General features: G+C 31.4%; 49 protein-coding genes. 32 read left to right on the forward strand and 17 right to left on the reverse strand.

Features of this window, described 5'->3' with window-relative positions; genetic code table 11:
* Positions 1 to 36: 36 nt before the first annotated feature.
* The 5 genes from AC2EXB_RS08490 to AC2EXB_RS08510 form a co-directional block, all read right to left on the reverse strand.
* Positions 37 to 198: a DUF5659 domain-containing protein gene (locus AC2EXB_RS08490; protein ID WP_483604410.1), complete on the reverse strand. Its 162-nt coding sequence runs from the start codon at positions 196 to 198 to the stop codon at positions 37 to 39.
* Between the two features lie 67 nt (positions 199 to 265).
* Complete coding sequence (locus AC2EXB_RS08495; protein ID WP_483604411.1) at positions 266 to 1,006, reverse strand: PhoH family protein; 741 nt, start codon at positions 1,004 to 1,006, stop codon at positions 266 to 268.
* A 125-nt stretch (positions 1,007 to 1,131) separates the two neighbouring features.
* Positions 1,132 to 1,437, reverse strand: a complete 306-nt coding sequence (locus tag AC2EXB_RS08500; protein ID WP_483604412.1) for an HU family DNA-binding protein — start codon at positions 1,435 to 1,437, stop codon at positions 1,132 to 1,134.
* Positions 1,438 to 1,591: 154 nt separating this feature from the next.
* Complete coding sequence (locus AC2EXB_RS08505) at positions 1,592 to 1,930, reverse strand: hypothetical protein (RefSeq protein ID WP_483604413.1); 339 nt, start codon at positions 1,928 to 1,930, stop codon at positions 1,592 to 1,594.
* Positions 1,931 to 2,013: 83 nt separating this feature from the next.
* Complete coding sequence (locus AC2EXB_RS08510) at positions 2,014 to 2,547, reverse strand: hypothetical protein (RefSeq protein ID WP_483604414.1); 534 nt, start codon at positions 2,545 to 2,547, stop codon at positions 2,014 to 2,016.
* Between the two features lie 287 nt (positions 2,548 to 2,834).
* Between AC2EXB_RS08510 and AC2EXB_RS08515 the strand changes: the two genes are divergently transcribed.
* On the forward strand, positions 2,835 to 5,135 hold the full coding sequence (locus tag AC2EXB_RS08515; protein ID WP_483604415.1) for an AAA family ATPase: 2,301 nt from the start codon (positions 2,835 to 2,837) through the stop codon (positions 5,133 to 5,135).
* A 33-nt stretch (positions 5,136 to 5,168) separates the two neighbouring features.
* Positions 5,169 to 5,966: a hypothetical protein gene (locus AC2EXB_RS08520; protein WP_483604416.1), complete on the forward strand. Its 798-nt coding sequence runs from the start codon at positions 5,169 to 5,171 to the stop codon at positions 5,964 to 5,966.
* A gap of 2,434 nt (positions 5,967 to 8,400) precedes the next feature.
* On the opposite strand, the gene AC2EXB_RS08525 is transcribed toward AC2EXB_RS08520, so the two are convergent.
* The 12 genes from AC2EXB_RS08525 to AC2EXB_RS08580 form a co-directional block, all read right to left on the reverse strand.
* Positions 8,401 to 8,661, reverse strand: coding sequence for a hypothetical protein (locus AC2EXB_RS08525; RefSeq protein ID WP_483604417.1), 261 nt, complete (start codon positions 8,659 to 8,661; stop codon positions 8,401 to 8,403).
* A gap of 315 nt (positions 8,662 to 8,976) precedes the next feature.
* Entirely contained in the window at positions 8,977 to 9,405 is a 429-nt protein-coding gene (locus AC2EXB_RS08530) for a hypothetical protein (RefSeq protein ID WP_483604418.1), read from the reverse strand.
* Between the two features lie 29 nt (positions 9,406 to 9,434).
* Positions 9,435 to 9,824, reverse strand: a complete 390-nt coding sequence (locus AC2EXB_RS08535; protein ID WP_483604419.1) for a hypothetical protein — start codon at positions 9,822 to 9,824, stop codon at positions 9,435 to 9,437.
* A gap of 291 nt (positions 9,825 to 10,115) precedes the next feature.
* On the reverse strand, positions 10,116 to 10,358 hold the full coding sequence (locus AC2EXB_RS08540; RefSeq protein ID WP_483604420.1) for a hypothetical protein: 243 nt from the start codon (positions 10,356 to 10,358) through the stop codon (positions 10,116 to 10,118).
* A 60-nt stretch (positions 10,359 to 10,418) separates the two neighbouring features.
* Positions 10,419 to 10,661 carry a hypothetical protein gene (locus tag AC2EXB_RS08545; protein WP_483604421.1) on the reverse strand — a complete coding sequence of 81 codons (243 nt, stop codon included), beginning with the start codon at positions 10,659 to 10,661 and terminating at the stop codon, positions 10,419 to 10,421.
* A gap of 68 nt (positions 10,662 to 10,729) precedes the next feature.
* Positions 10,730 to 10,945 (reverse strand): hypothetical protein, encoded by a 216-nt coding sequence (locus tag AC2EXB_RS08550; RefSeq protein WP_483604422.1) that lies wholly within the window; start codon positions 10,943 to 10,945, stop codon positions 10,730 to 10,732.
* 136 nt (positions 10,946 to 11,081) lie between these two features.
* Positions 11,082 to 11,333, reverse strand: coding sequence for a hypothetical protein (locus AC2EXB_RS08555; RefSeq protein WP_483604423.1), 252 nt, complete (start codon positions 11,331 to 11,333; stop codon positions 11,082 to 11,084).
* A 37-nt stretch (positions 11,334 to 11,370) separates the two neighbouring features.
* Positions 11,371 to 11,649 carry a hypothetical protein gene (locus AC2EXB_RS08560; protein WP_483604424.1) on the reverse strand — a complete coding sequence of 93 codons (279 nt, stop codon included), beginning with the start codon at positions 11,647 to 11,649 and terminating at the stop codon, positions 11,371 to 11,373.
* Between the two features lie 82 nt (positions 11,650 to 11,731).
* The gene (locus tag AC2EXB_RS08565) at positions 11,732 to 11,905 is read right to left on the reverse strand and encodes a hypothetical protein (protein ID WP_483604425.1); all 174 of its coding nucleotides are present in this window, start codon (positions 11,903 to 11,905) and stop codon (positions 11,732 to 11,734) included.
* A 66-nt stretch (positions 11,906 to 11,971) separates the two neighbouring features.
* Positions 11,972 to 12,154: a hypothetical protein gene (locus AC2EXB_RS08570; RefSeq protein ID WP_483604426.1), complete on the reverse strand. Its 183-nt coding sequence runs from the start codon at positions 12,152 to 12,154 to the stop codon at positions 11,972 to 11,974.
* Between the two features lie 62 nt (positions 12,155 to 12,216).
* Entirely contained in the window at positions 12,217 to 12,429 is a 213-nt protein-coding gene (locus tag AC2EXB_RS08575) for a hypothetical protein (protein ID WP_483604427.1), read from the reverse strand.
* Positions 12,430 to 12,541: 112 nt separating this feature from the next.
* Positions 12,542 to 12,811, reverse strand: coding sequence for a hypothetical protein (locus AC2EXB_RS08580; RefSeq protein WP_483604428.1), 270 nt, complete (start codon positions 12,809 to 12,811; stop codon positions 12,542 to 12,544).
* A 1,327-nt stretch (positions 12,812 to 14,138) separates the two neighbouring features.
* On the opposite strand from AC2EXB_RS08580, the gene AC2EXB_RS08585 reads away from it, so the two are divergent.
* The 30 genes from AC2EXB_RS08585 (at position 14,139) to AC2EXB_RS08730 (ending at position 25,845) form a co-directional block, all read left to right on the forward strand.
* Positions 14,139 to 14,561, forward strand: a complete 423-nt coding sequence (locus tag AC2EXB_RS08585; RefSeq protein ID WP_483604429.1) for a hypothetical protein — start codon at positions 14,139 to 14,141, stop codon at positions 14,559 to 14,561.
* A gap of 59 nt (positions 14,562 to 14,620) precedes the next feature.
* Entirely contained in the window at positions 14,621 to 15,046 is a 426-nt protein-coding gene (locus tag AC2EXB_RS08590) for a hypothetical protein (protein ID WP_483604430.1), read from the forward strand.
* A gap of 399 nt (positions 15,047 to 15,445) precedes the next feature.
* A complete protein-coding gene (locus tag AC2EXB_RS08595) occupies positions 15,446 to 15,625 on the forward strand; it encodes a DUF5659 domain-containing protein (protein WP_483604431.1) in 180 nt (59 codons plus the stop codon).
* Between the two features lie 22 nt (positions 15,626 to 15,647).
* Positions 15,648 to 16,847, forward strand: coding sequence for a hypothetical protein (locus tag AC2EXB_RS08600; protein ID WP_483604432.1), 1,200 nt, complete (start codon positions 15,648 to 15,650; stop codon positions 16,845 to 16,847).
* A gap of 21 nt (positions 16,848 to 16,868) precedes the next feature.
* Complete coding sequence (locus AC2EXB_RS08605; RefSeq protein ID WP_483604433.1) at positions 16,869 to 17,183, forward strand: hypothetical protein; 315 nt, start codon at positions 16,869 to 16,871, stop codon at positions 17,181 to 17,183.
* 23 nt (positions 17,184 to 17,206) lie between these two features.
* Entirely contained in the window at positions 17,207 to 17,380 is a 174-nt protein-coding gene (locus AC2EXB_RS08610) for a hypothetical protein (RefSeq protein WP_483604434.1), read from the forward strand.
* Between the two features lie 12 nt (positions 17,381 to 17,392).
* Entirely contained in the window at positions 17,393 to 17,614 is a 222-nt protein-coding gene (locus tag AC2EXB_RS08615) for a hypothetical protein (protein ID WP_483604435.1), read from the forward strand.
* Positions 17,615 to 17,627: 13 nt separating this feature from the next.
* Entirely contained in the window at positions 17,628 to 17,936 is a 309-nt protein-coding gene (locus tag AC2EXB_RS08620) for a hypothetical protein (protein WP_483604436.1), read from the forward strand.
* Between the two features lie 102 nt (positions 17,937 to 18,038).
* Positions 18,039 to 18,257, forward strand: coding sequence for a hypothetical protein (locus AC2EXB_RS08625; protein ID WP_483604437.1), 219 nt, complete (start codon positions 18,039 to 18,041; stop codon positions 18,255 to 18,257).
* Positions 18,254 to 18,484: a hypothetical protein gene (locus AC2EXB_RS08630; RefSeq protein ID WP_483604438.1), complete on the forward strand. Its 231-nt coding sequence runs from the start codon at positions 18,254 to 18,256 to the stop codon at positions 18,482 to 18,484. The genes AC2EXB_RS08625 and AC2EXB_RS08630 overlap by 4 nt, the downstream gene beginning before the upstream one ends.
* Positions 18,485 to 18,715, forward strand: a complete 231-nt coding sequence (locus AC2EXB_RS08635) for a hypothetical protein (protein ID WP_483604439.1) — start codon at positions 18,485 to 18,487, stop codon at positions 18,713 to 18,715.
* A 73-nt stretch (positions 18,716 to 18,788) separates the two neighbouring features.
* Positions 18,789 to 19,013: a hypothetical protein gene (locus tag AC2EXB_RS08640; RefSeq protein ID WP_483604440.1), complete on the forward strand. Its 225-nt coding sequence runs from the start codon at positions 18,789 to 18,791 to the stop codon at positions 19,011 to 19,013.
* Positions 19,014 to 19,164: 151 nt separating this feature from the next.
* Positions 19,165 to 19,473, forward strand: coding sequence for a hypothetical protein (locus AC2EXB_RS08645; protein ID WP_483604441.1), 309 nt, complete (start codon positions 19,165 to 19,167; stop codon positions 19,471 to 19,473).
* A 12-nt stretch (positions 19,474 to 19,485) separates the two neighbouring features.
* Positions 19,486 to 19,668 (forward strand): hypothetical protein, encoded by a 183-nt coding sequence (locus AC2EXB_RS08650; protein WP_483604442.1) that lies wholly within the window; start codon positions 19,486 to 19,488, stop codon positions 19,666 to 19,668.
* A 108-nt stretch (positions 19,669 to 19,776) separates the two neighbouring features.
* On the forward strand, positions 19,777 to 20,031 hold the full coding sequence (locus AC2EXB_RS08655) for a hypothetical protein (RefSeq protein WP_483604443.1): 255 nt from the start codon (positions 19,777 to 19,779) through the stop codon (positions 20,029 to 20,031).
* A gap of 20 nt (positions 20,032 to 20,051) precedes the next feature.
* Positions 20,052 to 20,234 (forward strand): hypothetical protein, encoded by a 183-nt coding sequence (locus AC2EXB_RS08660; protein WP_483604444.1) that lies wholly within the window; start codon positions 20,052 to 20,054, stop codon positions 20,232 to 20,234.
* Positions 20,235 to 20,376: 142 nt separating this feature from the next.
* A complete protein-coding gene (locus AC2EXB_RS08665) occupies positions 20,377 to 20,562 on the forward strand; it encodes a hypothetical protein (RefSeq protein ID WP_483604445.1) in 186 nt (61 codons plus the stop codon).
* A gap of 39 nt (positions 20,563 to 20,601) precedes the next feature.
* Positions 20,602 to 21,801: an RNA-guided endonuclease InsQ/TnpB family protein gene (locus AC2EXB_RS08670; RefSeq protein WP_483604446.1), complete on the forward strand. Its 1,200-nt coding sequence runs from the start codon at positions 20,602 to 20,604 to the stop codon at positions 21,799 to 21,801.
* 111 nt (positions 21,802 to 21,912) lie between these two features.
* On the forward strand, positions 21,913 to 22,731 hold the full coding sequence (locus tag AC2EXB_RS08675; RefSeq protein ID WP_483604447.1) for a hypothetical protein: 819 nt from the start codon (positions 21,913 to 21,915) through the stop codon (positions 22,729 to 22,731).
* 139 nt (positions 22,732 to 22,870) lie between these two features.
* Positions 22,871 to 23,227, forward strand: coding sequence for a hypothetical protein (locus tag AC2EXB_RS08680; RefSeq protein ID WP_483604448.1), 357 nt, complete (start codon positions 22,871 to 22,873; stop codon positions 23,225 to 23,227).
* 155 nt (positions 23,228 to 23,382) lie between these two features.
* Positions 23,383 to 23,565, forward strand: coding sequence for a hypothetical protein (locus tag AC2EXB_RS08685; RefSeq protein WP_483604449.1), 183 nt, complete (start codon positions 23,383 to 23,385; stop codon positions 23,563 to 23,565).
* A gap of 12 nt (positions 23,566 to 23,577) precedes the next feature.
* A complete protein-coding gene (locus AC2EXB_RS08690; protein WP_483604450.1) occupies positions 23,578 to 23,778 on the forward strand; it encodes a hypothetical protein in 201 nt (66 codons plus the stop codon).
* A 32-nt stretch (positions 23,779 to 23,810) separates the two neighbouring features.
* Complete coding sequence (locus AC2EXB_RS08695) at positions 23,811 to 23,975, forward strand: hypothetical protein (protein WP_483604451.1); 165 nt, start codon at positions 23,811 to 23,813, stop codon at positions 23,973 to 23,975.
* Positions 23,976 to 24,176, forward strand: a complete 201-nt coding sequence (locus AC2EXB_RS08700; RefSeq protein WP_483604452.1) for a hypothetical protein — start codon at positions 23,976 to 23,978, stop codon at positions 24,174 to 24,176.
* Positions 24,173 to 24,367 (forward strand): hypothetical protein, encoded by a 195-nt coding sequence (locus tag AC2EXB_RS08705; RefSeq protein WP_483604453.1) that lies wholly within the window; start codon positions 24,173 to 24,175, stop codon positions 24,365 to 24,367. Before AC2EXB_RS08700 ends, AC2EXB_RS08705 begins: the two co-directional genes overlap by 4 nt.
* A 155-nt stretch (positions 24,368 to 24,522) precedes the next feature.
* Positions 24,523 to 24,744, forward strand: coding sequence for a hypothetical protein (locus AC2EXB_RS08710; RefSeq protein ID WP_483604454.1), 222 nt, complete (start codon positions 24,523 to 24,525; stop codon positions 24,742 to 24,744).
* Between the two features lie 18 nt (positions 24,745 to 24,762).
* Entirely contained in the window at positions 24,763 to 24,957 is a 195-nt protein-coding gene (locus AC2EXB_RS08715; protein WP_483604455.1) for a hypothetical protein, read from the forward strand.
* Positions 24,958 to 25,017: 60 nt separating this feature from the next.
* On the forward strand, positions 25,018 to 25,224 hold the full coding sequence (locus AC2EXB_RS08720) for a hypothetical protein (RefSeq protein WP_483604456.1): 207 nt from the start codon (positions 25,018 to 25,020) through the stop codon (positions 25,222 to 25,224).
* Positions 25,225 to 25,393: 169 nt separating this feature from the next.
* Positions 25,394 to 25,624 carry a hypothetical protein gene (locus AC2EXB_RS08725; RefSeq protein WP_483604457.1) on the forward strand — a complete coding sequence of 77 codons (231 nt, stop codon included), beginning with the start codon at positions 25,394 to 25,396 and terminating at the stop codon, positions 25,622 to 25,624.
* Between the two features lie 35 nt (positions 25,625 to 25,659).
* A complete protein-coding gene (locus tag AC2EXB_RS08730; RefSeq protein WP_483604458.1) occupies positions 25,660 to 25,845 on the forward strand; it encodes a hypothetical protein in 186 nt (61 codons plus the stop codon).
* Positions 25,846 to 25,888 lie beyond the last annotated feature (43 nt).

The raw sequence follows: 25,888 nt of genomic DNA on the forward strand, positions 1-25,888 counted from the left end.
TCATCCTTTTATTTTACCTTTTTATTTCCACTCAACCTAAGAGTGGATTTCTTTTAAAATTTCCTCTGTGCGCTTAAACACGAATATCGTTCTATCTTTATCTTCCTTGAAAGGCTTGATGTCTATAATGTTGAATCCTTTTTTAATTAAGTCTCTGGCAATCTTAGGGTTGAAGACTAATACTGAATCTTTTTCCATTTCTAAACTCCTCTCATATGTAACTGCAACAGGAATTACAGTCCTGCGCTAGTGTGTTATAGTTTGCTTAATTCCTAGCATTTTCTTTTTCAATTAAATCAATTGTTTCTTGTACTTCATCAGCATGGTTAGAGAACATTCCACGGTAGTTAGTAATAAGTTTGTGTTGTACGCTTAAATGTCCATCAAAGTGTCTCATGTAAACTTCAAAAGGTGTAATTCCACTATACAATTTCATCTTCTTGATATTATCTACTTGTCTTGTACTACCAATCACTACGACTTTACAGCTATCATGAATACGAGTTAATGTGGTTTGTAGTTCTACAAGGTCTAAATTTTGGGCTTCGTCAAGGATGACATAAGCATTTTTAAAGTTAACTCCACGCAAGAAAGAAGTGGATGTCATAAATATCTTCTGATGTTCACTATCTGTTTCATACCAATTTGCATATCCATTCGGGCTTAGATTATCTAAAGCATCAAATAGGGGAGTGAAGTAGGGTGATTCTTTTTCATCAATGCTGCCCGGCAAGAAACCTTGCTCACGGACAGCAACAGCGTTTCTAATATAAATGATTTTGTCGTAAGTTCCTTTTTCAACTTCATAAATTCCAGCAGCAACGGCAAGACTAGTTTTTCCTGTACCAGCTTTGGCATCTACAAATACAGATTGCACAATTCCAGTATCAGCCCATAATGATTGCATGTATGCATATTGATGTTTATCAGAAAGTACGTTGTAACCTTTTTCTGCTAACCACTTCCAACGAATATCTTTATCTTGATACTTAGAAACGCTAACCATTGAACATATCTCCCTATAGAAGTATGAGAAGAAGTGTGAGGTAGTTACCGAACGTGTGATGATGATCGACAGCAGTTCTTCTTCTCATATCCAGTTATTTTTCTTATGGTTTAAACTGAATTAGATTAACCTTCGATTGCAACTTCCGCTAAATCTCGTTTGAATGCTGAATTCACTTTAAATTTAACTGCATAATGTTCAGGCTTAGTAATCTTTTCTCCGTTAGAAGGGTTTTGATGCTCACGTTCTGGAACAACATCGACTTTCAATGTACCAATTGCTCCAAGTTTAACTCCTGCTTGCTGCTCATATAGAACACCTTCAATTGTTCCAAATACCTGATCTAGAATTTCAGCGGCTTCTTTCTGTGTAGTTCCACGCTCTTCTGCAAATGCTTTTACCAATTCTGTTTTAGTTAATACTGTTGTCATATAAATCAATCTCCCTTTTCTCTGTTTTCTCTTACGCTTTTTAAGGAAAAGAACGCAAAAACCATTTAATTTACCGTGATATTAGTTACTTTTTAATACAGTTATTGTTATAGTTTACTTATTTAGGAGGTTTTAAGCTCCTAAACTGATATATTTAATCTTCAATGTCAACTAAACCTACTGAAACTTGGTTATCATAGCCCATACTTGTAAATGTTGTATGTCTTTTTGATCCTGTTTCCATCTCTAATTGTTTCTTCGTAGATAAAATTTCTAAATTTCTTTTCTCTTTTGTTAAGTAGTATCCAATAATGTCTAAACAAATTTTAGTATTTGATTTGTCCCATGTATATCTAAAATATTCTTCTGTAGTCATTGTTTCGCTATGAAATTCGATCTTATCTGCTAAAATTTTATTAATAACAGGAACTCTTTCTTCTAGTTCAAGTTCCATATCTAAGTTAAATGTTTGATGGGGTAGTTTTAGTTTCATTTTCTTATCTCCTATTGGTAAAATATACCCCTCTAATGTTCTAGCCTTGGGAAGGGGGTTAAAGCCGTATATTTCCGTTAAATTTACTTTTCACACATTTTACATCTACTTTGTAGCCCATCTTTAGTGATTGTATGATCTCTAAAGAACTCAAATGTAGCTGGCAATTCTTCCTTACACTTGCTGCAAGTCTTCTTTTTTAATCCTAATACATCATCGTAGGTAACTTTACGCCAATTCCATAAATTCCTTTTAACAATTTCTTTGCAAATTGTATTCATGCGCTTCTTAATATTATCTGCATGATTCAATCCAACTAGTGTGGCAATCTCTTTTAATGTATAGCCATCCTCAGCTAAACGTATAATCTTCAACTGAATTTCATCAAACTTGCATTGTTCAATTAATCTATCGAGGGAAGCGAAGGTAGCTATAACTTCAACATTCACTGAACTTACTGTTCCAGCAATGTCATATGTAGCATCTGCTTCAAACCCTGAATACGGATCATACTTATATCTATACTCCATTAATAATCTAACAACGTTTATATCTGAAAAGGTTAAGTCAGTAAAAGCTCTCTCAGCCTTTTTTGTATCAATTTTGGTTGCACCCAAATCTATTCCCCCTGCTATCTATCTAATTATATATTTATAGTTTATTTAATTAACATTCCTCATAAGAGGAAGCCTTTCTCTTGTAAATAATTCCTTCTACATTCTATTATAGGCAACTTACGTAAAAAAGGTAAGCGAATTTGAAAAATAAATTAAATATTTTTATACTTTATTCAATTAATCCTTGCATTCCTGATTCCATCTGCTTATAATATAAAGATAGACGTGTATCTTCATGTCTAAAATGTTTCATATTAAGCAAACTATAATGATAAAGGGGTAATTAAATGACTAAAGAGTTTGAGTTAGAAGTAGTTGTCCAGAAGCAAGTATTCTATAATAACGAAAAGATGTGGGGCATCTATGGCTTTGACATTACCGGATACAACACTGAATTAGAAAGGGGTAGTTTTGGTAGCTTCTCAATGCAAGGTGATACACGAAAACTTGCAGAAGGGGAGAAGTACAACGTCATCCTTGATGGTTCATACGATCATCCTAAGTACGGTAAATACTATAAGATTGTAAAAGTGGAAGCAGAGAAATTAGATTCATCGGACTCACAGGATAAGTTTCTACGAGAAATTCTTACAGGTAATCAATTCGATACACTCAAGAAAGCATATCCAAATGAAAAGCTAGTTGATTTCATTCTTGCTGATAAAGTGGATGTGAATAAGACTAAAGGAATCAAAGCTCCAACACTCACTAAGATTAAAGAGAACATCGAAAGCAATATGCAGCTATCTGTTTTAATAGCTAAATTATCTGATTTACAAATCTCTACGAATAAACTCAGCAAGATTGTTGAACATTTCAAATCACCAGAATTAGCATTACAAGCAATTGATTCCAATATCTATTCCTTATGTGACATCAAATCATTTGGATTCAAGACGGTAGATGAAATTGCCTTAAAACGTGGAGATGATCCTAACAGTAAAACAAGAATCCAAGCTGCCGTCATTTACAAACTAAGAGAAGATACCAATGAGGGACATACGTGGTCAATTAGAGATAAGCTGCTAGAGTCCTGTGCTGATATGCTATCTATGTCGATGAATGATGTTAATAAGGTTCTAGAAGCTATTCCGCAATCAGTCATTTATCAAAGTGGAGATGTAGTGGCTATTGCATATATCCGTAGGAAAGAACAGAGTGTGCTTGATCATTTACTCCGAATCAAGAATGGATTTAAACCACCAAGTATTAAGGATATCCAATTTAAGATTAAAGAAACAGAAGTTTATCAAGGATATAGTTTCACAGAAGAACAAGCCAACGCAATTATCGAAGGCTCTCAGCATGGAGTTATGATATTGAATGGTTTAGCTGGCTCAGGTAAATCTGCAACAGTAAAAGGTTTGATTGATTCACTTGGTACAACAAACTATATGACTGCTGCATTATCAGGTAAAGCTGTAAACGTATTGTCTCAACGGGGGATTGAAGCATCTACTATTCACCGGATGTTAGGATTTCAAGAAGGAGATTTCATCTACAAAGAGGGTTCACCATTACCTTTCGATGTGGTTGTACTAGATGAAGTATCAATGATTAATGTTTCATTGATTTATAATGTAATCTCTGCTGTTAAAACTGGTTCTAAGTTAATTATAGTAGGAGATAGTGGTCAGCTTCCTGCAATTGGATATGGTGATGTATTACGTGACTTGCTTGCAACAAATTCATTCCCTAAGTTTGAATTAACCAAGGTTCATAGACAAGCAGCTAAATCAGGAATCTTAAGTCTTGCCAATAGTATTCGAGAAGGCAATCAAGTATTTGGTTACAATGAATCTAAGAATGAAACATTTGGAGAATTACAGGATCAGACTGTAATTAGCTATCACAATAAAGATGCTATTCCTAGTGACATTATCAATATTGCTAAAGCTTATAAATCTAGAATTCACTCACCTGAAGACCTATATGATTTCCAAGTGATTGTAGCTAACAAAGAACGAGGCAATCTTAGCGTTAAGAATCTCAACAATAAGCTGCAAGCAATATTCAACGATTTATCCAAACCTTCTCTTAACCGAAATGGATATGAATATAGAGAAGGGGATAAGATTATCACTCAAGGTAACGCTTATAAGAAATATAAGTTTGATACAATTCAGGAATATCATTTTACAAAAGAAGAAACAGCTTATATGAAAGATTCAGAAGCTAAGAAGTATATGACTCCTTATGAATTTGATTTCTTCAATGGCACTCTCGGATATATTGATACGATTGATAAAGATAATAAATTAGTATCCATCCGATTAGATGGTTTTGATGGAATTATTCCATTGACTGAATCTGAGCTAGATAAGATCGAAATGGCATACGCAGCTACCGTTCATAAGCTACAGGGAAGTAGTATTAAGAATGTTGTGTTTGCCTTAGATTATGGCGCATATAAATTATTGTCTAAGCAATTGGTATATACAGCTATGACAAGAACATCAATTAAAGGTGTAGCATTAGTTGAGAACAATGCTTTATTTTCAGCTATCAAAACAGATAGTAGCCAATCCAGACGAACATTCCTACAAGATATGATTCGTGCAGAGGAGGTTAACTTATTGAAAGTCTAAAAGAGTAAACTATAATAATATGGAGATGATTAAGTGAAGCTGTTTGACTATGAGGATGAATTAAACCGAACAATTCAGATGCCCAATAAATTGTTCAGGAATCTAAAAGAGTGGACTCTATCTGGTGCTGTGAAATCTAATCAGCATCAGGAGTTCATCTATGCTTACTATTGGCTGCTAGTGTATCTCTGGAGATATGCAAAGTATTATCAACTCAATGTAACTCAAAAGGATATTAAGCAATTGTTAAAATATAATCCCGATGAAAAACGTTTAGATTATTTAATCAAGAAGAATGGACTTTTAGATAAGGTTGGACTTACTGAATATGCAACAGATTATCCGGTAAGTTGGGATCAGAAGGATAAAGATGATTTAGCTTTCACCATGCTAAGTGAATTTAATAAGTCTGATCAGCGGATGATTAAATCCAATAAGCCATTAAAGTATTCAGTTAAAGCTCCAGTTATTCATATTGGGAATGGGATTGACGATGGTTACTTTTGGAATGTAGATGACAGTCATAGTGTATCAGCTTATGTATTTCATATCTGTATGAATAATAGTCAACTAGGATGTGCTGGATTCTATCTATATGCAATATTAAAATACATTGAAGATAAGTCTATACACTTTAATCAGAACTCTACGTTTGAAATTGGAAATGAAACTTTAGCTGATATTACATTGTGGCATGAGCGAAGAGTTACGAAGATAGCAAGTGAACTAGTTAAAGTGGGATTGATTCATAAAGAGCAGAAACATAAATTTCAAGGTAAACGAAACAGTTATCAGATTGTCCGTCAATATTATGTGAGAAATGATGCTTGAACCCTTGGTACGAAAGGAAAGGTTACGTTTTGTGCAGTTTCAAAAGGTTACGTTTTATGACAACATAATAACTGAGCCTTTATTATTTATATATATATATATTATAATATATAAGATTAATTATTATATATGCACGAAACGTAACCTTTTGCTATTTTTAATTAAATTGATTAGCTTTCAAGATGGGAAAAGACGAGGTTGCAAAGACCGCAACACTCGCCTAGCATTTCCCATACCCATTGCGTTGATAGAATTAAATTAGTTAGGTTGAAATTACACAATAAAAGTGACACCTCATATTCAATACAAATATAAGCCTCAGAGATGCGTTGTCAATTCTAAGGTGATTGCTCATTTATCATCCTAATCAACCTCAGAGAATTAAATAGCTATTAAAAAATGATGTGTGTGAGCATAAGATAGTAAGCAGATGAAATTAAAATTAAAATGTGAGATGAAAAATATATATGATCCAAATTAGAGAGGTAGTCTATATAGGCTGCTTCTTTTTCTATTTACTGAAACATGTGCCCCCTCTATAGGGTGAATGAATAGAATGGTCAAATCTGAATAGGATTAAATTGATTGTAGTATGAGAATGAAGTCTGATTAGGGAATGATGCTAAGGCTTGCTCAGGAGTACGAGAGAGGCTTATAGAGGTATGCTGAGTAGAATGATAGAGTTAGGATGATTGTATTGGAACTGTGAGATTAATTTAGCTGCATGATTGAAATTGAAATTATACATATAAATTACAAATATGATCAACATAGCTAAATTTAATTCTCAGTTAATCCTAGACGAGAGATAGCTAGTTGATGAGTATGAGTTAGGAAATATGATTAGGAGAGCTTCAGGAGTTAAATTTGTATTGAAATTTTGATTCTGTGATGTGAGATATAGTTGGGATGAGATTGAGGATGAGATTGAGTTGAAAATTTAAATGGTGTGATAGAAACAGGGTGACAAAATTAGATTAATTGATAATGAATTATGTGAAACTGCTGAATAATATAGGCTTGAAGGATGATAATTAGATTGAAATACGATGAATAGAAAATTGGACTCGAAGGTAAAATTGATCCGACATGATGAAATTTGATTGACGAGTGAGATTGATAAATATGAATGAAATTGAATAGGATTGAGAGATGATTAGATGGAGATATGATGGGGTTTGTATGGGATTTATGATGATTTGGGAATGATGGATTGGAGAGGATTATGGATATGTGAGATATGGCATATGTGATGTGATTGAATGGAACTCGGATGAAGCTAGGAGAATAGGGGACTATGAGATGAAATTTGATGGAATATGACGGAGAAGGGTAATTTAGGTGAAATTGGTGATATGAATATGATGGGAAAATATAGGGTTGACTCGGACTGTGACGAGAGGGATTTCGAGATGAAAATTGGTGAAATTTGAAGGGAAAATGAGATGAGTGAAAATATTGATGAAAATTGGATGAGATTGGAAATTCAATATGGAAATTTATTGGAAATATTTATCGTATCGGAGTTGCAGAATTAATAGAGTAGCGAGTTCAGTGTGGTGGCTGCCATACAATTAGAACAATTGTTCCTATAACTGAAACCATGCCCCACCCTTATATATAAGGCTTTATAAAGGTTCTATAATAGTCATTATGTAACTTTTCTTATATTCATCCTTATAATTGATCTAATCCGTATCAAATTTGCAGCAATCCATACCATACATTATATAAATCTGTCAACTATAAACTATATCCAATTTAAAAATTTTCATCTTATACTATTAAATTTTTTCTTATATCTGTTCTATTCGATATATAACAGGCGACTCAAATCCTAGCTCTTACAATAAACTATACTTATCACTATTCATATTATCAATAAGAAAAGCTTATCACCTTATACTATACATCATACAGTATCATATATAATCAATCCATATCACATCATTCCAGCTTATCCAATCAAATCAAATTTCCCATATCACATATCAAATTTCACAATTCCCATATTCAAATATCAAATCAATCAATCCGATCAATCAGCCGTAGTTTCACTATGGTTGTATCATTCAATTTGTACTAAGTTAGGTATAATATATAATCTCATTCACTACTTATATTATAGCTAAGAATAGTACAATCAAAATATCATATATCAAAATATCAAATATAGAATAGCACAATCACATATTCATATAAGCATAAATCAATGCAAATAAAATAAGCCTATACAACTAACCACACGACTCATTACAAGTCATACAATCAATCATACAGGCTTTTAACTCTATTCCTATTCATTCCTTTATCCGGTTCATTCAATCCATTACGAATCAATCTAATCATTCTATATCTAATCATGTTCACATCATGTTCAATCAATCTATACTTAATCACAATCATATCAATCTCTATCAATCCTTTCATTCAGCTACTCATCTTCACTCAACAATGTGATACTACTATTCAGATAGCTATATACTTTAATAAGATTATCCATACTTGTACCATTCTCAATAAGATAGCTATTAATTTTCATTAATTCATACTTACTAATGCAATCATAATCAGATGCCTCACTAATCCAATCTTTCAATGTTTCTTGATCCAATTCAATATTATCATGCTTATAGCTATCTACTAATTCCTGTACAGCTTTATCTATTTTACCTATCTTCAATGTGTTAAACATTATCAATCATTCCTTTTCTGTTTAGTCTATGCGAAGTCATGCGAGCATAACTTAATCAATCATATATCAATTCAATTCAATCATAACCATAGCATATCAATACTGTTTCATGAAGCTTATACTTCTTATTCCAATATCCTAGTTCAATCAATCCGGTGCTATTCATATTCATGTCAACACTCAATGGCTCACCTCTATCTAATACGATCTTATCCATTTCATCATCTACAGTCTTACCTATAGTCTTATCAATATAATCAATGAACACTACATCATCACGCTTTATGCTTACAATTACATATCGTTTACCTTTGTTCATTCATTCATACCAATTACATTCACACTATCACTAATATTACCATTCTTATTATATGTTACTCTTTCGATATCTGTCCAATTGCCAGCATTATAATTGTCTGTTGTCCATTCAATCATGATTAAATCATTAGTAGCAAGATTATAAAATGCTTCATGTTCCTTTATATCTTCATCATTCAATTCATAATAGATTCCTTCACCTTGTCCGTTTACCAATTCACCTCTAACAATATGTTCAGTTACTTCTGTTACTATAAATTCTTCACTAATGGTATTAGATTCATAAGCAACCGTTTCAGTTTGATCTACTGTATTTTGTTCTACCAATTTTCCATTTTCAATTGTACTGTTATCAATACTAAATAGATAGCCACCTGTAATCATTGCACCACTTAATGCTATTATTGATAATGTTTTCTTAATCATTCTAATCATTCCTTTTCGTATAGTTTAGTTTATGCAGTCTGTAAAGTTACAAATTCACCATTCTTAATTAATTCTCTACGCTGATTCAATTGAGTTTCAAGTTTATCTGTTAGTTTAGAAGTAGGGGAGTAAATACCGCCAAAAATATTATCACTATGTTTCATTGCATAGTTTTGATTCACTAATTCTTTAAATACTTCTTTATCAGTAATATTCTTTTTCCGTCTATCCGGTTTAATGTCAATATTCAAGAATGAAAGTTTATAGCCTTCTAAAGTTTCAAATTTATCGTTTTCAAATTGTTGGGCAAAATCTAAGCTGTTTTGATAATGTTCTTCAATATCATCATTAAAGATAATTCTATTAATACTCACACGACCATTTTCTACTTTTACATTTACAAATAGGTTGATCTTCATATTATTGTTCCTTCTTTCTTAATGTATTGTTTGATAGACTCACTTATTATTATTCCTTTTGCATTTCCTTTTTTCTTAGTGAGATTAATAAACGGTTTTTTAATTAGTATTATCATTTAAACCATTCCTTTTCTATTTAGTATATTTATACCAATCCGATAAACAAGCAAGCCATAAAGAACCATGTAAGTAGTATTAGATACTTATAATAGTTTAGTCTTTCAAGTGTTTTAGATAATCCGGTTATTATTATTGCATTCATTTAATATCATTCCTTTTCTTTTTATAGTTTTATTTTAAGTATTCTACAGGCGTATAAAATAGTTTTCCTAACTCTTTGTATTGATTTACTGTAATCTTTTCACATTCATCTAAATAAGCTTTATCTTTCAATTCATTGTGCTGTTCAGTAGGGGAATAAATATAAGTTACGTTATCGCCTTCAACTTCAAATACTACAAATACAGTTTTTGCGCTCAATTCTTCACTTTGTAAGTTGTGATCTGTATAATATCCAAGTATGTTTGTTTTCATTTTATTTTCTCCATTCTATGAGTTAGTTTTTTAGTTTATATAACCTTTAAAAGTTTAGTTTTATAATAAGTTATTTTCATTTGCGAAATTAAGAACAAAATTCTTTTCTTCATTGCTTACATAGTTAGTATCATTTGTTTCATTGCATACCATTAGAACATCTGTATTTTCTTCACTTTTCCATATTTCAATAGTAGTATTTTCTAACTCTTCTTTTTCAAAGTTAGCGGAAAACTTAATTTCTTTAATTCCTTCATCTTCAAAAGTATCTGTATGCAAGTAAGTAAGTTTAGTAAATGTCATATTGATCATTCTCCATTCATTTTTAGTTTTTTGTATTACCCGATAAATTAGTATTTTTAGTTTAATAATTAGTAACCTTGCTCAATTAGATAATTTGCAAATCTGTCGTAATCACTAGAGCCTAAGGAGAAGTACCTTTCAATGAAAGTATTGTATCTTTTTGTTGGTGTTTTCCACTTAAAGAACTTTTTCAACTCATAAGTCATTGTTTCTTTATCTATAGTTACATCTCTTTTGTTAGTAGCACTAAAGCTATTATCTTTACTTATTGTTATAGTATTCATTATTAATTCCTCCAATTAGTTATAGTTTTACTTTCTCAAATTCAATCTCAATTTTATTATTTTCCAATCAGCCGAACAAATTGCATTTCCATTTCCAGCTTTTTTATTTAAATTGATATATGGTTTTTTAGTTAGGTTAATTTTCATCTTCTTCATTCCCTTCATTGAAGTATTCTGCATATGTTTCATGCGTTTTAATAAAGTTTGCTAAACTTGCCATTACATCTACACAATCGCTTGCATTAGTATCAGCCGGATTCATTTCACTTAATACAGTAAACACTTCCTCTAATTCATTGCTTACTGGAATACCTTCATGTTTACATACATAATGCAAAGCTTTATAAATGATATCGGCTTGTATTATGTGAATGTCTTTTCTATCCATTCTATTTACCTTCTTTCTATTATTATAAGTGATTTAATTAAGATTTTTTATAATAATTGTTTACAGTTTCAATTGCATACTTTAAATCTTCTTGAATGTTGTATGATTGGATCACATATCCACCACCAAACCATTTAGCTGTATATTTACTTAATCCTTTAATTTTGCCGTAATCATCCATTTTAACTCCTAAGTCTAAGAAGTGGACAACATAGCGAGGATTTCCGTTTACATCATTGTAAATTCTTATTATGTTCATTTCCTTGCCTTCAATGTTAGCTGTAAATTCTGATACGATGTTTTTGTTTTTAGTCATTTTATTTTGCTCCATTCTATTTTTTATTTTTTTGTTTGATCCATTGGCAGGGTAGGGGATAAGTTAAAATACCTTTAAAGGATTATTTATCTTCTTTGAAAATATCTTTTTCCAGCTCTTCATTCGTCATTTGGCTATAGTTGAAAAGTTCTTCAAAGTTATCTTTGATGTAATCTGCTATTTCTCTTTCTGTTAAATCATCTTCTTGTAAATCTTGTGCAACTAAACTTAGATAAGATACAAATTTGTTTTCCATTTGAATTCCTTCTTTCGTTTTTTTTATAAGAGTAGAGTATAAGTTTATAATATTGTTAACTCATTCTCAATCATACGTTGCAGTTACATCGCCAGTATTGTAAATTTTAGTATCTTCTTCATTTGGTGTTCCATAGTAGAAACCTTTAATAGTTGTAGATATTATTTGATCGTGGATGTAAACTGTTTCACATATTACCGTGTTATCCATTTCTGGGATGTAACCAGTTTCAATTTCAATTCTTCTCATAATTTAATTCCTTCTTTCATCTATTTTTTGTTTTTCATATTTTAAAATATTAATTTTATAGTTTATTTATTTAAGTACATTGCAAAGGTAGAAAATTCAAAGCGTTTAAACTTTTCATAGCTTGCTTTACTGTTGAAAATAATTGAATCACTACTTTCATTTTTAAAAATGTTTTCAATTGTTTTGTGTGAAAAGATTCCGTTTTTTGCTAAGTACCAAAGTTTTTTAACATCTGTATTACTATGAACTATTTTATACTCTGTTTTGTTTGTCATAATAAAACCCTTCTTTCATGTTATAGTTTTTGTTTGATCTGCTTACTTCCTTAACTCTTAAATTTATTATAGCATCTTTTTATAGTTTGTTCAATAGATATTTGAAACTTTTTTAATTTATTTTTAAACTGTTTTCTTGATCCGTTTCACTGTCAGCATGTTCTTTAAACTCATATCTTTCTAAATTTAAACTTTCCAGCCATTCTACACGTTGTCTCACTAGTCGTTTACTTTTAACTAATTCATATTGGTACAGATCAATTGATAAGTAAACTGTTTTTACTTTTTCTTTATGTTCCCAACCTTCACGCTCAAAATCTGCTTCCTGTTTAGTTAAGTATAAGTTGTTCATAAATTCATAAGCTTTTATAGTTATTTTCATTTTTACCATTCCTTTCTGATCTGTTATGTAAGTTGTTCGTGTTCCTAACTCTTAATAATAGTATACCACAACTAGAATAGATGTAAACAATAAAGTGTTATAATTTATTCAATTAATTACATTTATTATATAACCTTTTCAGTTATTCGATCAATCTATTAAATTAATGCAAACTAAAACGCTATATAATAGGTAGAAACTCAATTTAAACTATCATTTTAGCCATGCCAGGTAACACGATAAACCCTTATAAATCATAGTTTCATGGCTATTTAAAACTGATCTGATAGCTATACAGGATTATATACGGTTATATATGTTAGCAGAAAGGGTATTTTCACAAAAATTTTTAGCAGAAAGGGGAATATATCCGAAAAATTTTATCCGTGATTGATCTATATAAGAAAAATTTTAGCGTAATAGATTAATGATAGATACATAAGCAAGCATAAGCAGGAATTAGGTTATATATTTCATTCATAAAGCTATGAATAGTTAAAAATGGTAGTTTGCAGCACATTATATGGACTAATTTTATTAAATATATGATAAAAAATATAAAATATATCAAATTATTATTATAAATATCGATTAAATTATATACAATTGTCATAATATTGTATATAATTGACACAATTTGATTTTATCCGCTCAAAAATTTGCATAATTTATTTTTCCCTAGGGAGTTCATTTGAAATCGTATAACAGCAATCTGAAATTAGAGCTGGGACTTTTTACCTATATAGAAATTCATTTCAAATTGTATAACAGCTCGCCCAAATCCGTGCTTCGAAGTTGGCAGCCTATAGATTCTCATTTCAATCAGCATAACAGCTCACAACTTTATTAGCTACAGATATTTACTTCACACATACCATTCTAAGCCTCTCAGAGTTAATTCTGGCGATCCTACGCACAATCTCACACAAATACTCACAAATTCACCTCACATCTCTAATCAACTCACATTCCTTTAAAACTCCTGTTTTATTGCATAATTAGCCTAAAAAGTCCCTTTGTACACTGGTGTTTTCGCATGTCCATTTCTCATTTCATCATTTCAGCTAAATTTCCGCAGCAATCCACTAATCCTTCACACAATCCAATCAATCAGCAAAAAAAATCCACAAATTTTATACTCACTATTGCTATTCATCATAAAATGTATTATAGTTTACTTAATAGATTGCTAACCAACTCAATTAAACATTGAGCAACTCAGTCATCAAGCAATCGACAACACACCATACCAGTCAAGCAGCACATTCATTTCTCATGTAAATTTCTACAGAAGGTAATCCAACTAAAACAGAAAGAGGGTAATCAAATGAAGAATCATCTATTCACAATTGTAGCTTATGATCAATCACATCCATCAGCAAGATATCAATTTCTAATTAATAAGGATGGGAAGCTATACAAAGCATTCAGCACAACCAATGGATATATCAATTTCCTCAATCGGATGAATGTCGAATTAGAATTCACTCAGGAAATCAACTCAGTTAGACGTGGCACATCCAGAGTCTATAAAGCATATGGAACATTAGAGGAAATTACATTTAGACATTCATCTGAAATTCCACATGATGCTAAAGTATACTTAGATATTCATGAAGGCTGCTTGGTTGAACATCATTATCTTCATACAGATACCGGAGTAATCATCTTTAAGCCATATATCTATTCAGAAGTATATAAACCATATCCTAAAGAGATTCGTAATGAACATATGACATACAATGGATAACTGGAAGGCTTTATGCTTTCCATATACATAAACTATAACGATATATTGGAGGAATACTTATGCAAGCATTAGAATCATATACATTGGACAGTGAGAGCTATGAGCAGCTTATTTGCTATTTAGATGCGTTGACTCCATTTGAAGCAATTAGACAGGCAGAGGAGATCAATAAGGTGAATGGCTTTGAGGTTGTTAGTAAGGTAGAAGTGGGGAGATGGAAGAAGTCTGCCAAAGCAAAACGAAAATTTCAAAATGGTAATTCCCTAAAGCAAAACGAAATTATTAAAAATGCCTATTTCCAAAAGGAAAAATATGAGATTGAATTTGATTTTTTTGTTTCTGAAAATGAAAATATTAAAATCAAAAAGGTAGATACCACCCCCCTTAATGAATCTAATTTTGAAAAGGGAAGTACAAAAAGTGGTACTAATTGTACCAGAGTTTTACAATATCAAAAGGATTATATGAAATTACTAAGCTGCTAGAATATAATTAAAATAACTATAAAAATAATTAATTTATTTCTGATTTTTACTTACCTTTTTTGCATGAATTGCCTATAATAGAATATGTAGGGATATTTTTATCCTTAAAGAAATAATAATATAATTAACTATAAAAACAGCCAAATTAGAAATGTTTGCGAAAGCGAACTTTCTAATTTGAAAAGGTCTGCACGTTATGACTTTAGAAGCTGCTCAAAAGCCTTATAAATAAGCGTTTAATAGAGTTAAAATTCCTCTTTTTGTTACCTCTATACATTATATTCTTTTAGTAGAGGTGTTAAAAAGAGGAATTTTATAGCCGAAAAACCCTTTATACATTTGCTTTTAGAGGGTTTTATATTGTTTAACACGCACACTTTTAAGCAAAGGAGAATAACAATGAAAAAATATTATGACTGCTTTTCAATAAACTTAATGAAACATATGAAAAATCAAGGATTCAATCCAGTTAGAACAACTAAGCATTATAGAACTCAAAGAACCTTTTGGGTATTTGAGAAGACAGAGGAATTTAATAAAGAGCTTCTTGAATGGTCAAAAGGAAGACAACAAAAATAGAGAATCAAAGGGAGAATTATGAATGGGGAACATTATAAATCAAGATCAATTAATACTTTCAGAACTAGAGTCAATTAAGCTAACCAATCGACACAGAATTGATGGAGCAAAGAAACATCTTGAACTATATAAGAAACATGGTCAATTAAAGTCGGTAGGAACATTAAACGCTCACAAGAAAAATTTAGAGCTGCTTTACAATAATGTGGAATACTCTAATAAAATAAAAGGAAGAGACAGAGAGTATAAACTAACAGGTAAAAGAAAAAGAACCCTTAAGAAAGAACCTAAGAAGAAAACTAACACATACAACCAAGACGATTTAGCTATTAGTAGTTACATTTTCAACTCTTTATTAGAGATTACTAAATTTAGAGATCACGGAGCTTTAGGCTATTGGATTAATTTGCTTAATATGCCAACAGATTTTACGAACCGCAATTTAGAAGAAGTACTTCTTAGGGAGTACTCAGCATTAGACCCAGAAGAGGTTTCACATATTATGCAACAGTTTCATATAGATTTAGTTAGAAGATCGAAAAGCTATGTTGATACTGCATTCAATCAACTTAAAAGGAATGGAAAGATAAAGCTGCAAGATACATTTTACGAAATTGGATTCTCACAAAAGAAGAAGGAAGAGATTCTTGAAAATGGCGAAGTTAAAGTATCATTAAAAGAAGAAAAAACTTATGATACACAAATCACAAAAATTAAATATAATAAAGTTAAAACTTGGATTAAAGAAAAGTGTGAACTATATTCTATTACTTATGAAGAATATACTCAAATTGACAAATATCCAAGAATGAAATTTAGCAGGAATACAAGAGAGGCTAAAAAGTGTATTGATGAGGAATTGAAGGTTAAATTTAAAATCGGTGGAGTTTTTAAGGGATACAAAGTGAAGGTTTTGCATACGGAAAAATTGGAAGAGGTAAATAGAAAGGGAATGCTATCAGCATATTTTAATAAATTTATTAAGAATTCTATTAAGCAACAAGACAATGACAAATATAGAGAATCAGCTTTTGCAAACAGAGCTTTTTATCTGTACAACAATTTGCTGATATTGCAGTATCTCGGATATAAAGATTCAGAGGGCTTACTTGTGCAATGCAAACCTACTAAGAGTCAAATTGATGAACTCTCAATAAGGAAAACAATGTATATTGTAGAAAAAGAATACGGATCACAAGAGAGAGAAACAAAAGCTTTCTAGGATGACAAAAGGAGAATTTAAATGTCTATAAATAATACAAAATCGCATAATCTAAAAAAAACGAGTAAAAATAAAACTTTTGCATATATTTATAAGTTTAAGAACAATGAGGATTTTCTTTCAGACTTCTACGATAATTTAGATTTAACAGTTTTAGCTTCCGACAGAGATATTCAAGAAGAAGCAGAAAGAAGAAATCAGGTTTTTTTCAATGATTTAAAAACTATTGAATTTGTAGAAATAACAGCCATAGGAATTAATAAAAAAGGCGAGCCTGTTTATGAAACATTGACAATTGAAAGTATAGATGTATCTAATTTTAAAGGTTTTAAGTAAACTATAACTCAGGAGGAAACATAATGAGAACCAAAGGCAGATTCAAAATTATCCTAGCAAACATGAAACAAGAAGAGGTATTAAACTTCATCTGGCTGTACGATCAATATGTTCAGTCACTTCAAGATGATGAGTTTCCAGTTAATATTGAACAGTTTCATGGAACATTATATCAGCAGTTAATTGCAGTACGATAAGGAGGAAGCAGAATGAGCCTTATAGATAAACTAAACGAAACACAAAATGAATTATCGCTAATGGGACAATCAATCTATAGTTTAGCTGAAATTGTAGCCACGATTGAGCAGCATGTTAAATTGGGATTTGGAGTATATGAGAATGATGACGATTTACTTAGTGATCTGAAGCTAATGAGAAGTATGCTAGATGATATGAATAAAGTTATTTATGATAATGAAATTATATTGTGAAGGTGGAAATAGAATGTCAAAAATATACGATGTTAATACAAACTTAAGCAAGTATTTTTACGTAAATAATATTCAAGTAGAGTATGGCAAGATACCTAGTGGATTAGTAGAAGGTTTTGAGGGAATCGTGTTCTATTTCAAAACTACAAAAGCACATGATGCGGATAAACATGAGTCTGCAATTGAACCACTCCTCAATGAATTGGAAGGAAAAGAATATGGTTTCGGAGCTTACTGGGAATTAAAAAAGATTGAAGCTGTAATATGGGAAGAACATAATCAAGTAACCGTAGCATCATTTAGAATTAGAGATTCATATTAATTAAAAATTGTCCAATAAATGGACTATTTTAAGCTAAATTACGATGCTCAAATCGCCTTATTTGTAGGGGGTTAACGCATACGATAAAAGGAGGAAATAACAATGAATGATAAATTACAAGAATTCTTGGTTGAATTAACTCTGTTGTGTGATAAATATAAGGTTGGAATCACAAATGACCATGTAAGCGTGCTTCTTAATCAAGAGGATTCGGGACGCTTCTATACGCATGACGAATTAAGATACGATGAGAGAACTAAGCTATATACAGTGGAAGTTGATAGCGATCCATATATTCCGATGAAAGATAGCAACCTATGACGTATAATAACGACACAGGTGAGCGCTATAGCAATGATAATCATCCAGAGTTTCCATATGGAATGAAATTTAAAATTGAGACTACTCTCTATAGTATTTACCGGACAGATGATATTGCCAATAGAGTTACAGTAGTTTCAAGAACAGGTGGACATCAATATATGAAGTTTGGTGTGCTTAGGGAATTATTGGCTAATGGAAAAGCAGTTAAAGTTGTGGAGGATTAAATGGCTAAAGTATACAAAGTTACAATGTATTTACCAGACGCAAATGGATACTATGATTTACATGATGTAGAACATTTTCAGTCAGAATTAGAATCTGGATTGCAGCGAGTATTAGATATTTCTCCGGTCATTGCTGACATTCAAGAATCAGAAGTGTTTGAGTGGCATGACGATTTGAAGATTAACGGCAATACTTCTAGCTTTGATGATTATGAGAGCTATATTAAATAGACTGACTTAAAGAATGACAATATCAATTGAATAAGTTATAATGAGTAAAATATATAAATAAGGAGTGGTAAAAATGAGTAATACAAACCAAGTAAAAGTATTTTCAATCACAAAAGAAATCAATCCTGATGTTCCATTCGGTCAAGAATACGCTGATTTTCAGAAGGAAATTGTTGATAAGCTAAATGAAGAAAGTATCCAACCTGATCCTAACGATGTATTTTCTGAAATGAAATCAGAAGGTAATGCAATTGAGTTTACAGTTTATCGTAGAGTGAATGAGGTTGACAGCGAATGACTAAGCTCAAAATAGGCGACAAAGTATCAACCACATATTCCAACATAGCTAATAGAATCGGAGAGGTAACAGCAATCTATAAGACAGCAGCTACTATCAGAAGTGAAACCGGATTCTCACATCATAAAATTAGTCGATTGGAAGTGGTTGAATGAATCAATATAATCCAAGAGATATTCCTATCAGATCAGAAGATATGGTTAAACAAGTTGTTATATATGAAAATGGAGTAGCTACTGTTAATTATTTTAATGGAACAAGCGAGTTAGTTAAGAATGTAGTTTATAGTGATACTTTTTTAGCTGTAGATGAAGGAGATAAGGCAGAATCTAAGGAGAAAAGAAAATATAAAGGTAAACGTGCAATAGTATCAGATAAAGCTGTTGATGATATTTCAGAAGCATTTGAGAAGAAGACAGATGAAACTATTCGTTTGATCGGTAGGAGTAAGGGATTTTAAGGAGATGAGAGCATGGGTAAAGAAAGCGAACTTCTAATCAAACTGTTCAAAGTTGCAGTCAATCTTGATGTTGCTTATGTTCAAGCATTGCTTACTGGCGGACAAAATACTTACACGAAAGAAGAATATAATACTATGAATGAAACTATGGCAGAGGTTGCGAAGTATTTAGAGGAGAAAATCAATGAGAATTAACTGGAAGTGTATTCTATTAGGACATTTTTATATATTCAAATCTGCCAAAGTTGGATTTGCTTGTTTTAGATGTGGAAAGCCAAAGTATAAATAGAGAGGAGTCATTTAATGAAATCATTGGATAGAATGATTAAGCGTGAACGCAATAGAAAGTATAAAGCAATCAAGAAAGCCTTTAAGGCTAGAGATGCAGCAAGCAAATATGTTGATATTACCATAAGAGTGTCTGTAATTATGGATCGTCTAAGCATTAGTAAAATTAGACAACTATCTACGAAAGATTTAGCGAAGATGCTTATTGATGCAAGTTGGTTTAGACCTGATCCACCACCTCCACAAAATGCCAAACCAAGTATTAAATAGATTATAAGGAGATGAAGAAAATGGTTAAATTTGAATACGCCAATATTCAACGTAAAGAAGACATTATGGATAGAGAATTTTATGAATCAGAAGATTTTAAATCTGAAAGTCTAATCGAGATTTTAAATGAAATGGGAGACTGTCGTTGGGAGTTAGCTGGAGAATTTAATGGAGAGCTTATTATGAAGAGGATTGTCCTATAAAAAGGTAGCTTTATAAGGAAAATAAAAAGAAGTTCTTTGCCACCACAGCTAGGACTTCCCGACGTTATGCGTATAAAACATCTCGTTGCGAGTAACTAAATATTATCATACTTAATCCAAATTGAAAAGGAGAGTTGATTTCTTGGAGAAAGTAGTTGAAATGTGGATATTAGGATTTGCGTTATCTATAGGAATACTCTTGGTGATAGGTATTGCTTTTTGGATTTATAACAATATAGTTATTGGCTCGGTAGTTTTAGGATTTGTGTTTATTCCAATTCTTCTAGGGTGGTTGTTTGTGAAATGGGAGAAAAGAATAAAAGTATAATAAAACAGAAGATTTATGACATATAAAGGAGGTGAGAAAATGAAAATAACTAGAGTTGAGAGACATCAGATTAAAAAGAGTCATCCCATGTTTAATGTCTGTGAAGAGTACTGCTTTAAATCCAAAAACCTATATAATTATGCCAATTATCTAATTAGGCAAGAGTTTATCAAAAATAATGTTTATATTGGAAACTATGTTGAAATAGGTAAGCAACTTAAACATGATGAACCATTCAAAGACATTGGCTCGAATTCAGCTCAACAAACACTAAAAGTCTTAGAGCAAAATTGGAAATCCTTCTTTGCTGCGATTAAGGGCTATGGTAGAAGCCCTCATAAGTATCTAGGTAGACCCAAATTGCCAAATTACTTAGATAAGATTGAGGGTAAGTTTGTCTGGATTTTAACCAATGTTCAGAGCAAGGTGATTGACAATGAATTAGTTTTTAGTTTTAAGCCTATCAAGGAATTTAGCGGATTGATTAAGACTAGGATTAAAGGCAATCATATGCAAACCAGAATTGTTCCGAAGGGTAATATTTATGTGTTGGAGATCGTATACAAGCTAGAAATTCCAGATATCATTCATGAATCCAATAGAATCTTAGGTATTGATTTAGGATTGAACAACTTAGTAACTACTCAAAACAACTTTGGAGAGCAGCCCTTTGTAATTAATGGGAAGCCGCTTAAATCAATTAATAAGTTTTATAATATGAAAACCGCTGAATTAAGAAGTAAAGCTAAGAAAGCCAACAATAAGAATTGGACTAAAAAATTATCATGGCTAACTACCAAAAGAGAGAACAAGATTGATAATTACATGCACAATGCTTCAAGCTGGATTCTTAACTATTGTCTAGCATTAAAAATTGATACTGTGGTCATTGGTAAAAATGATAAGTGGAAACAGAATGCAAGAATGAAAAACTTTATTCAAGTACCGTTTGAAAAGTTAATTGATCAGTTGCAATATAAATTGAGAGATGTAGGTATAAGAGTCGTTCTTACAGAAGAATCGTATACGAGCAAAGCATCATTCTTAAATATGGATCAACCAAGCAAGGGAACTTTTAGTGGTGAGAGAATCGCCAGAGGAATGTATAAGACGAATGATGATAGAATCATTAACGCAGATGTAAATGGTGCAGGAAACATCATTAGAAAGGTATTCCCAAATGCTTTTGCAAATGGGATAGAGGGTGTAGGTTTGCATCCATCAATTATTAATATCTAATTGTAAATGGGTAATAAATAAATTACCCAATAAATCAAACGATTTATCAGGATTTGAAAGCTCTTGTAGTTTGATATAAGATAAAAACATATCAAAAAAGGAGTGGTCTAGATGGATATTGTATTTTTCGGCTTAGAAGCAGAACCAGTTAGTAAGACTATCGAGGAAATAAGCGCTAAAAGAGTATCTTCCCTGAATGGCAGATTACAAGTTGTTGATCAATTTCATAGTTATGTGAGTAACACAAAGTCACAAAGAATTGAATCGCTCTCTTCTGAGATTAGCGTCAAAGAGGCATTTCAAAATATGTTAAATTGGATAGATGATAGAGATTATTATTTATTTATCTGGAGTCTAGAAACAATAGAATTTTTAGCTTATGGAATGCTAAAAGGGAACGAAATTCCTTTTGAGTGGATTAAGAATTGCAATATTATTCAAGATCAAATTTCAAAGAAGTTGAATAAGGAAGAGCCGGTTGGTAAAAAGGAATTTACTAATGAAATTTCTATAAGAAAACATCCAGAGCAATCATTTTTAGATTGGCGACTTTTACTGATAGCAGAGGCATCAGTAAACAATCTAGATTTAATTGATTTAGAACGCAACACATACGATCAAACCTTTTCATTGCTCTCTACTCCTAAAAATAAATGCAAAGAATGCGGAAAAGAAAAATTTTTCAATGGACTGAGCTGTAACGATTGCAAAACTTTGCGTAAAGATTTACAAGAAGTGCGTATGGAAAATTTACTGCAAACAGTAGTGGAAATATATGGTTCAAACTATGAAATTAAAACAGATAGAGTTAAAGCGAGAGAGATTTGGACAGATGTTCCATACGAGATCAAAAAACAATCAGATAAGTATGGAATCCTCAGTGATGAAGGTAAGACTGAATTGGAAAACTGGATAAAACAATTGAAATAAAAACTGAAAAACACATTACAAGCGTAGAACACGAATATATAAACTATAATAAAACACATGTTTTACCGCAAATTAAGGTGCTAAAAAGCCTTATTTATAAGGCTTCATTTTACCAAATAAAATTGAAAGTTGGAATATAATGAGTAAAAGCGATGGATTAATTACTTGGAACGATTTACCTAATCTATTTAAAGAATATATAAAAAAGTTCCCAGCAGCATCTATTATAGAAGATCAGGAGTACACAATATCCTCTAGATTAGAAGCAAAAGGTGTGATTTTCTATGATAAAGATGGCAATGAAATCGGGAGACAAACCTTAGGTGAGGGAAGTCATAGTTTTAAAGTTCCAAATTTTTGCGATAGTATTCAATTCGCTAGATTTAATAATAAAAAGAAAGAGCCACCTAGACCGGATTTACCAGAATTACAGCCAATGACTACAGATGAGCGATATAAAGCAATTAGGAAGCGAGATAGATTGGAGAGAAAGTAGAAATGAGATTCCTATTTTGGAAGAAATGCGATCTTTGTAAAAGAGTTTTTAATATTAAGGATATGATACATGGAGTTAGAATTGGATATCATGTTCCATCGTGGACGTTCTGTAAGCCATGTTATAAGGAATTTATGAAACAAGGAGGAAAATAAATGGATGGAAACTTAGTAATGGCAAACCATATCACATACGAATCAGAAAAACATAATGGTATCTTAGCCGATATTAACTATTACATTGAAGAAAAAGGAATGAGTTATGAAGAGGCAGTAGACAAAGTTATGCAAGAGCAGTTTAAAGCCGGACACTCACCAAAAACCACAGACTTTATATAAGGAGTGATAGCCATGAAGAAGAGACTGTTCAAAAAGAAAGTTAAAGCAATGAGCGATGAAGAACTAAATGAGCATGTAGCTTATTGCGAAAGCAAACGCAAAGATAGAATATTAATGAAAGAATTTGATAAGAGATATAAACCTGAAGATTACGATGATAGCTCTTTTAGTTTAAATCAATATTTTGAAGAAATAGATGTTTTTGACCAATAAAAATTTAGTTTTATTTGAAAGGGAGAGATTAAATGGATGAAGAGCAAGTATTAGATTTAATTAAAAATAGATTAAAAGTTGAGTTAGAAAGAGATAGCGTTGAGTGGGAAGGATCAGGTGTAAGAGTGCTGCTAAAACTAGACGATGAAACAATCTCTACTGACTTCTTTGTACTTAAGGAATGGAGTGATTATTAATTGAGTAAACTATATGTTGTAACTGCAAATACTTATGATGGTGGATGGGGATTAGAGCTAGATTTAATCCTAGTGTCAGACAATGAAGCAAGAGTTAATAAGGAGATTGAGAAGCAAAAGAAAAAAGGCTTCAATCCGAAAGTTACAGAAGTAGAGTTGAATAAGTTTAGTGGTGCATATCTTGGAGGATATATTGAATGATTAAAACAAAAGTGTTTGATGATTATGATGATCTCGTAGAATTAAGTATGAACCACTTCATATCTGATAAGAATGTAGTAGATATTAAAATGAACACAGTTGTATCAAACACAGGAAGATTCTTTACACGCTATTTAGTAATTTATAAAGATAAAGACAAAGTTAATACGGGTTACAATCCACACAAATAAGGAGGTTAGGAATATGAAACTACCAGATGAAAACACAGTAATTACATTTACTATTATAGGGTTTGCAGGAGTTGGAGTATTAAGTGTTATTGGATCAGTAGGCTATGGCATTGTTAAGATCATTGGATAATAAACTATAAGGAGGTAAAATAACAATGGACTATTCGAAGCGCATACAGGAACTAGAAGAAGAGAATCGTACACTTACAGAAACGCTAAGTGTAGTTCTTCCAGTTTTAAAATTCTATGCAAACGATGAAAATTACACTTATCAAGAAAGAGAAATCAAATGGGGAGAAAGCATAACTCATTTCAAACAATCTGAGATTGAGAAAGATCGAGGAGAAAGAGCTAGAAAGTTACTTAGATTAGAATAAATTATAAGGAGTGATTGGATGGGAATCTTCAGCAATCAAACTATAGTAAGCGGATCAGTAGTGAGAGGCAATATTTACGGAAGCAAATTCACATTATATGAATTGAATACTACAGGCGGAATTGTGCCTCCAATGAGAGATATTGTTTTTGATAAGAAGAGATTAGAGACTGCAATTAAAGAGCTACAGGAAGTGGCAGCACAAATAAAATAATCAAATATTTGTCATTGAACGGCATTGAATGACGTTTGTTGGATAAGGAGAATTGAAACTATGAACAAATATACAGTTAAGTTAAACATTCCTTTTGATGAAATAATTGAAACCAGATTTAAAGATGCAGATATTTTTATAACTTATAAGCCTCAGTTAAATGACTATCTACTCTTTGTTGAAACTAATCACAATATGGAGAGAATTATTAGTTTTGATTGGGTAGAGAAAGTTAGCAAAGTAAGACAGTTTTCATTGAATATATAATTATCCAATAAAAAATTACTTTTATAGGAATAACGACACAATATATAGATAAAAATTTAATTAAATTCACTATATGTAGATAAAAGAGTTTGAAAGATATATGGTTACTTACGTAGTACTACTTGGTATGATTGAAACAAATAGGTTTAAATAATAGGAGGAGATAAAAATGAAGAAACCCAACGACACTGTTAATCAATTAGCGTTGTGCAATGATGACCAAGATGAAATTTTAGAAATAAATGAAAGACGTGATGGTCTATTGGATTTTTGTCTTACAAACATCTATGAGGAAGAAATAGAAATCTATTCGGATAGATCAATTTCTTGTCTTAGAGTTAACAAAGAAGAAGTCAATAAAATATTTGAGTTTCTTAAAGAATATTTAAACAAAGAGTAATAAAATTAGTTTTACATGGAAAGAGGAGAGGAAGTATGAACAAGAAGCAGCAAGAAAGATTGGAAAACGTCATGGTTATGCTTCCTGATGGTTCTCTTAGTCAACTAGCAAGAGGATTAACATTTGGAGAAGCTTACAGCATGGTGGTCGACTATCGCTCTCTTAGAGATGGTAATTATTATTGGATCGGCACATTGAAAAATCATCTTAAGCAATTATAAAATCAAATAAAATACAGGATTTATGGGAATCTAACACTCCTAA

Source organism: Planococcus alkaliphilus (assembly GCF_057031095.1).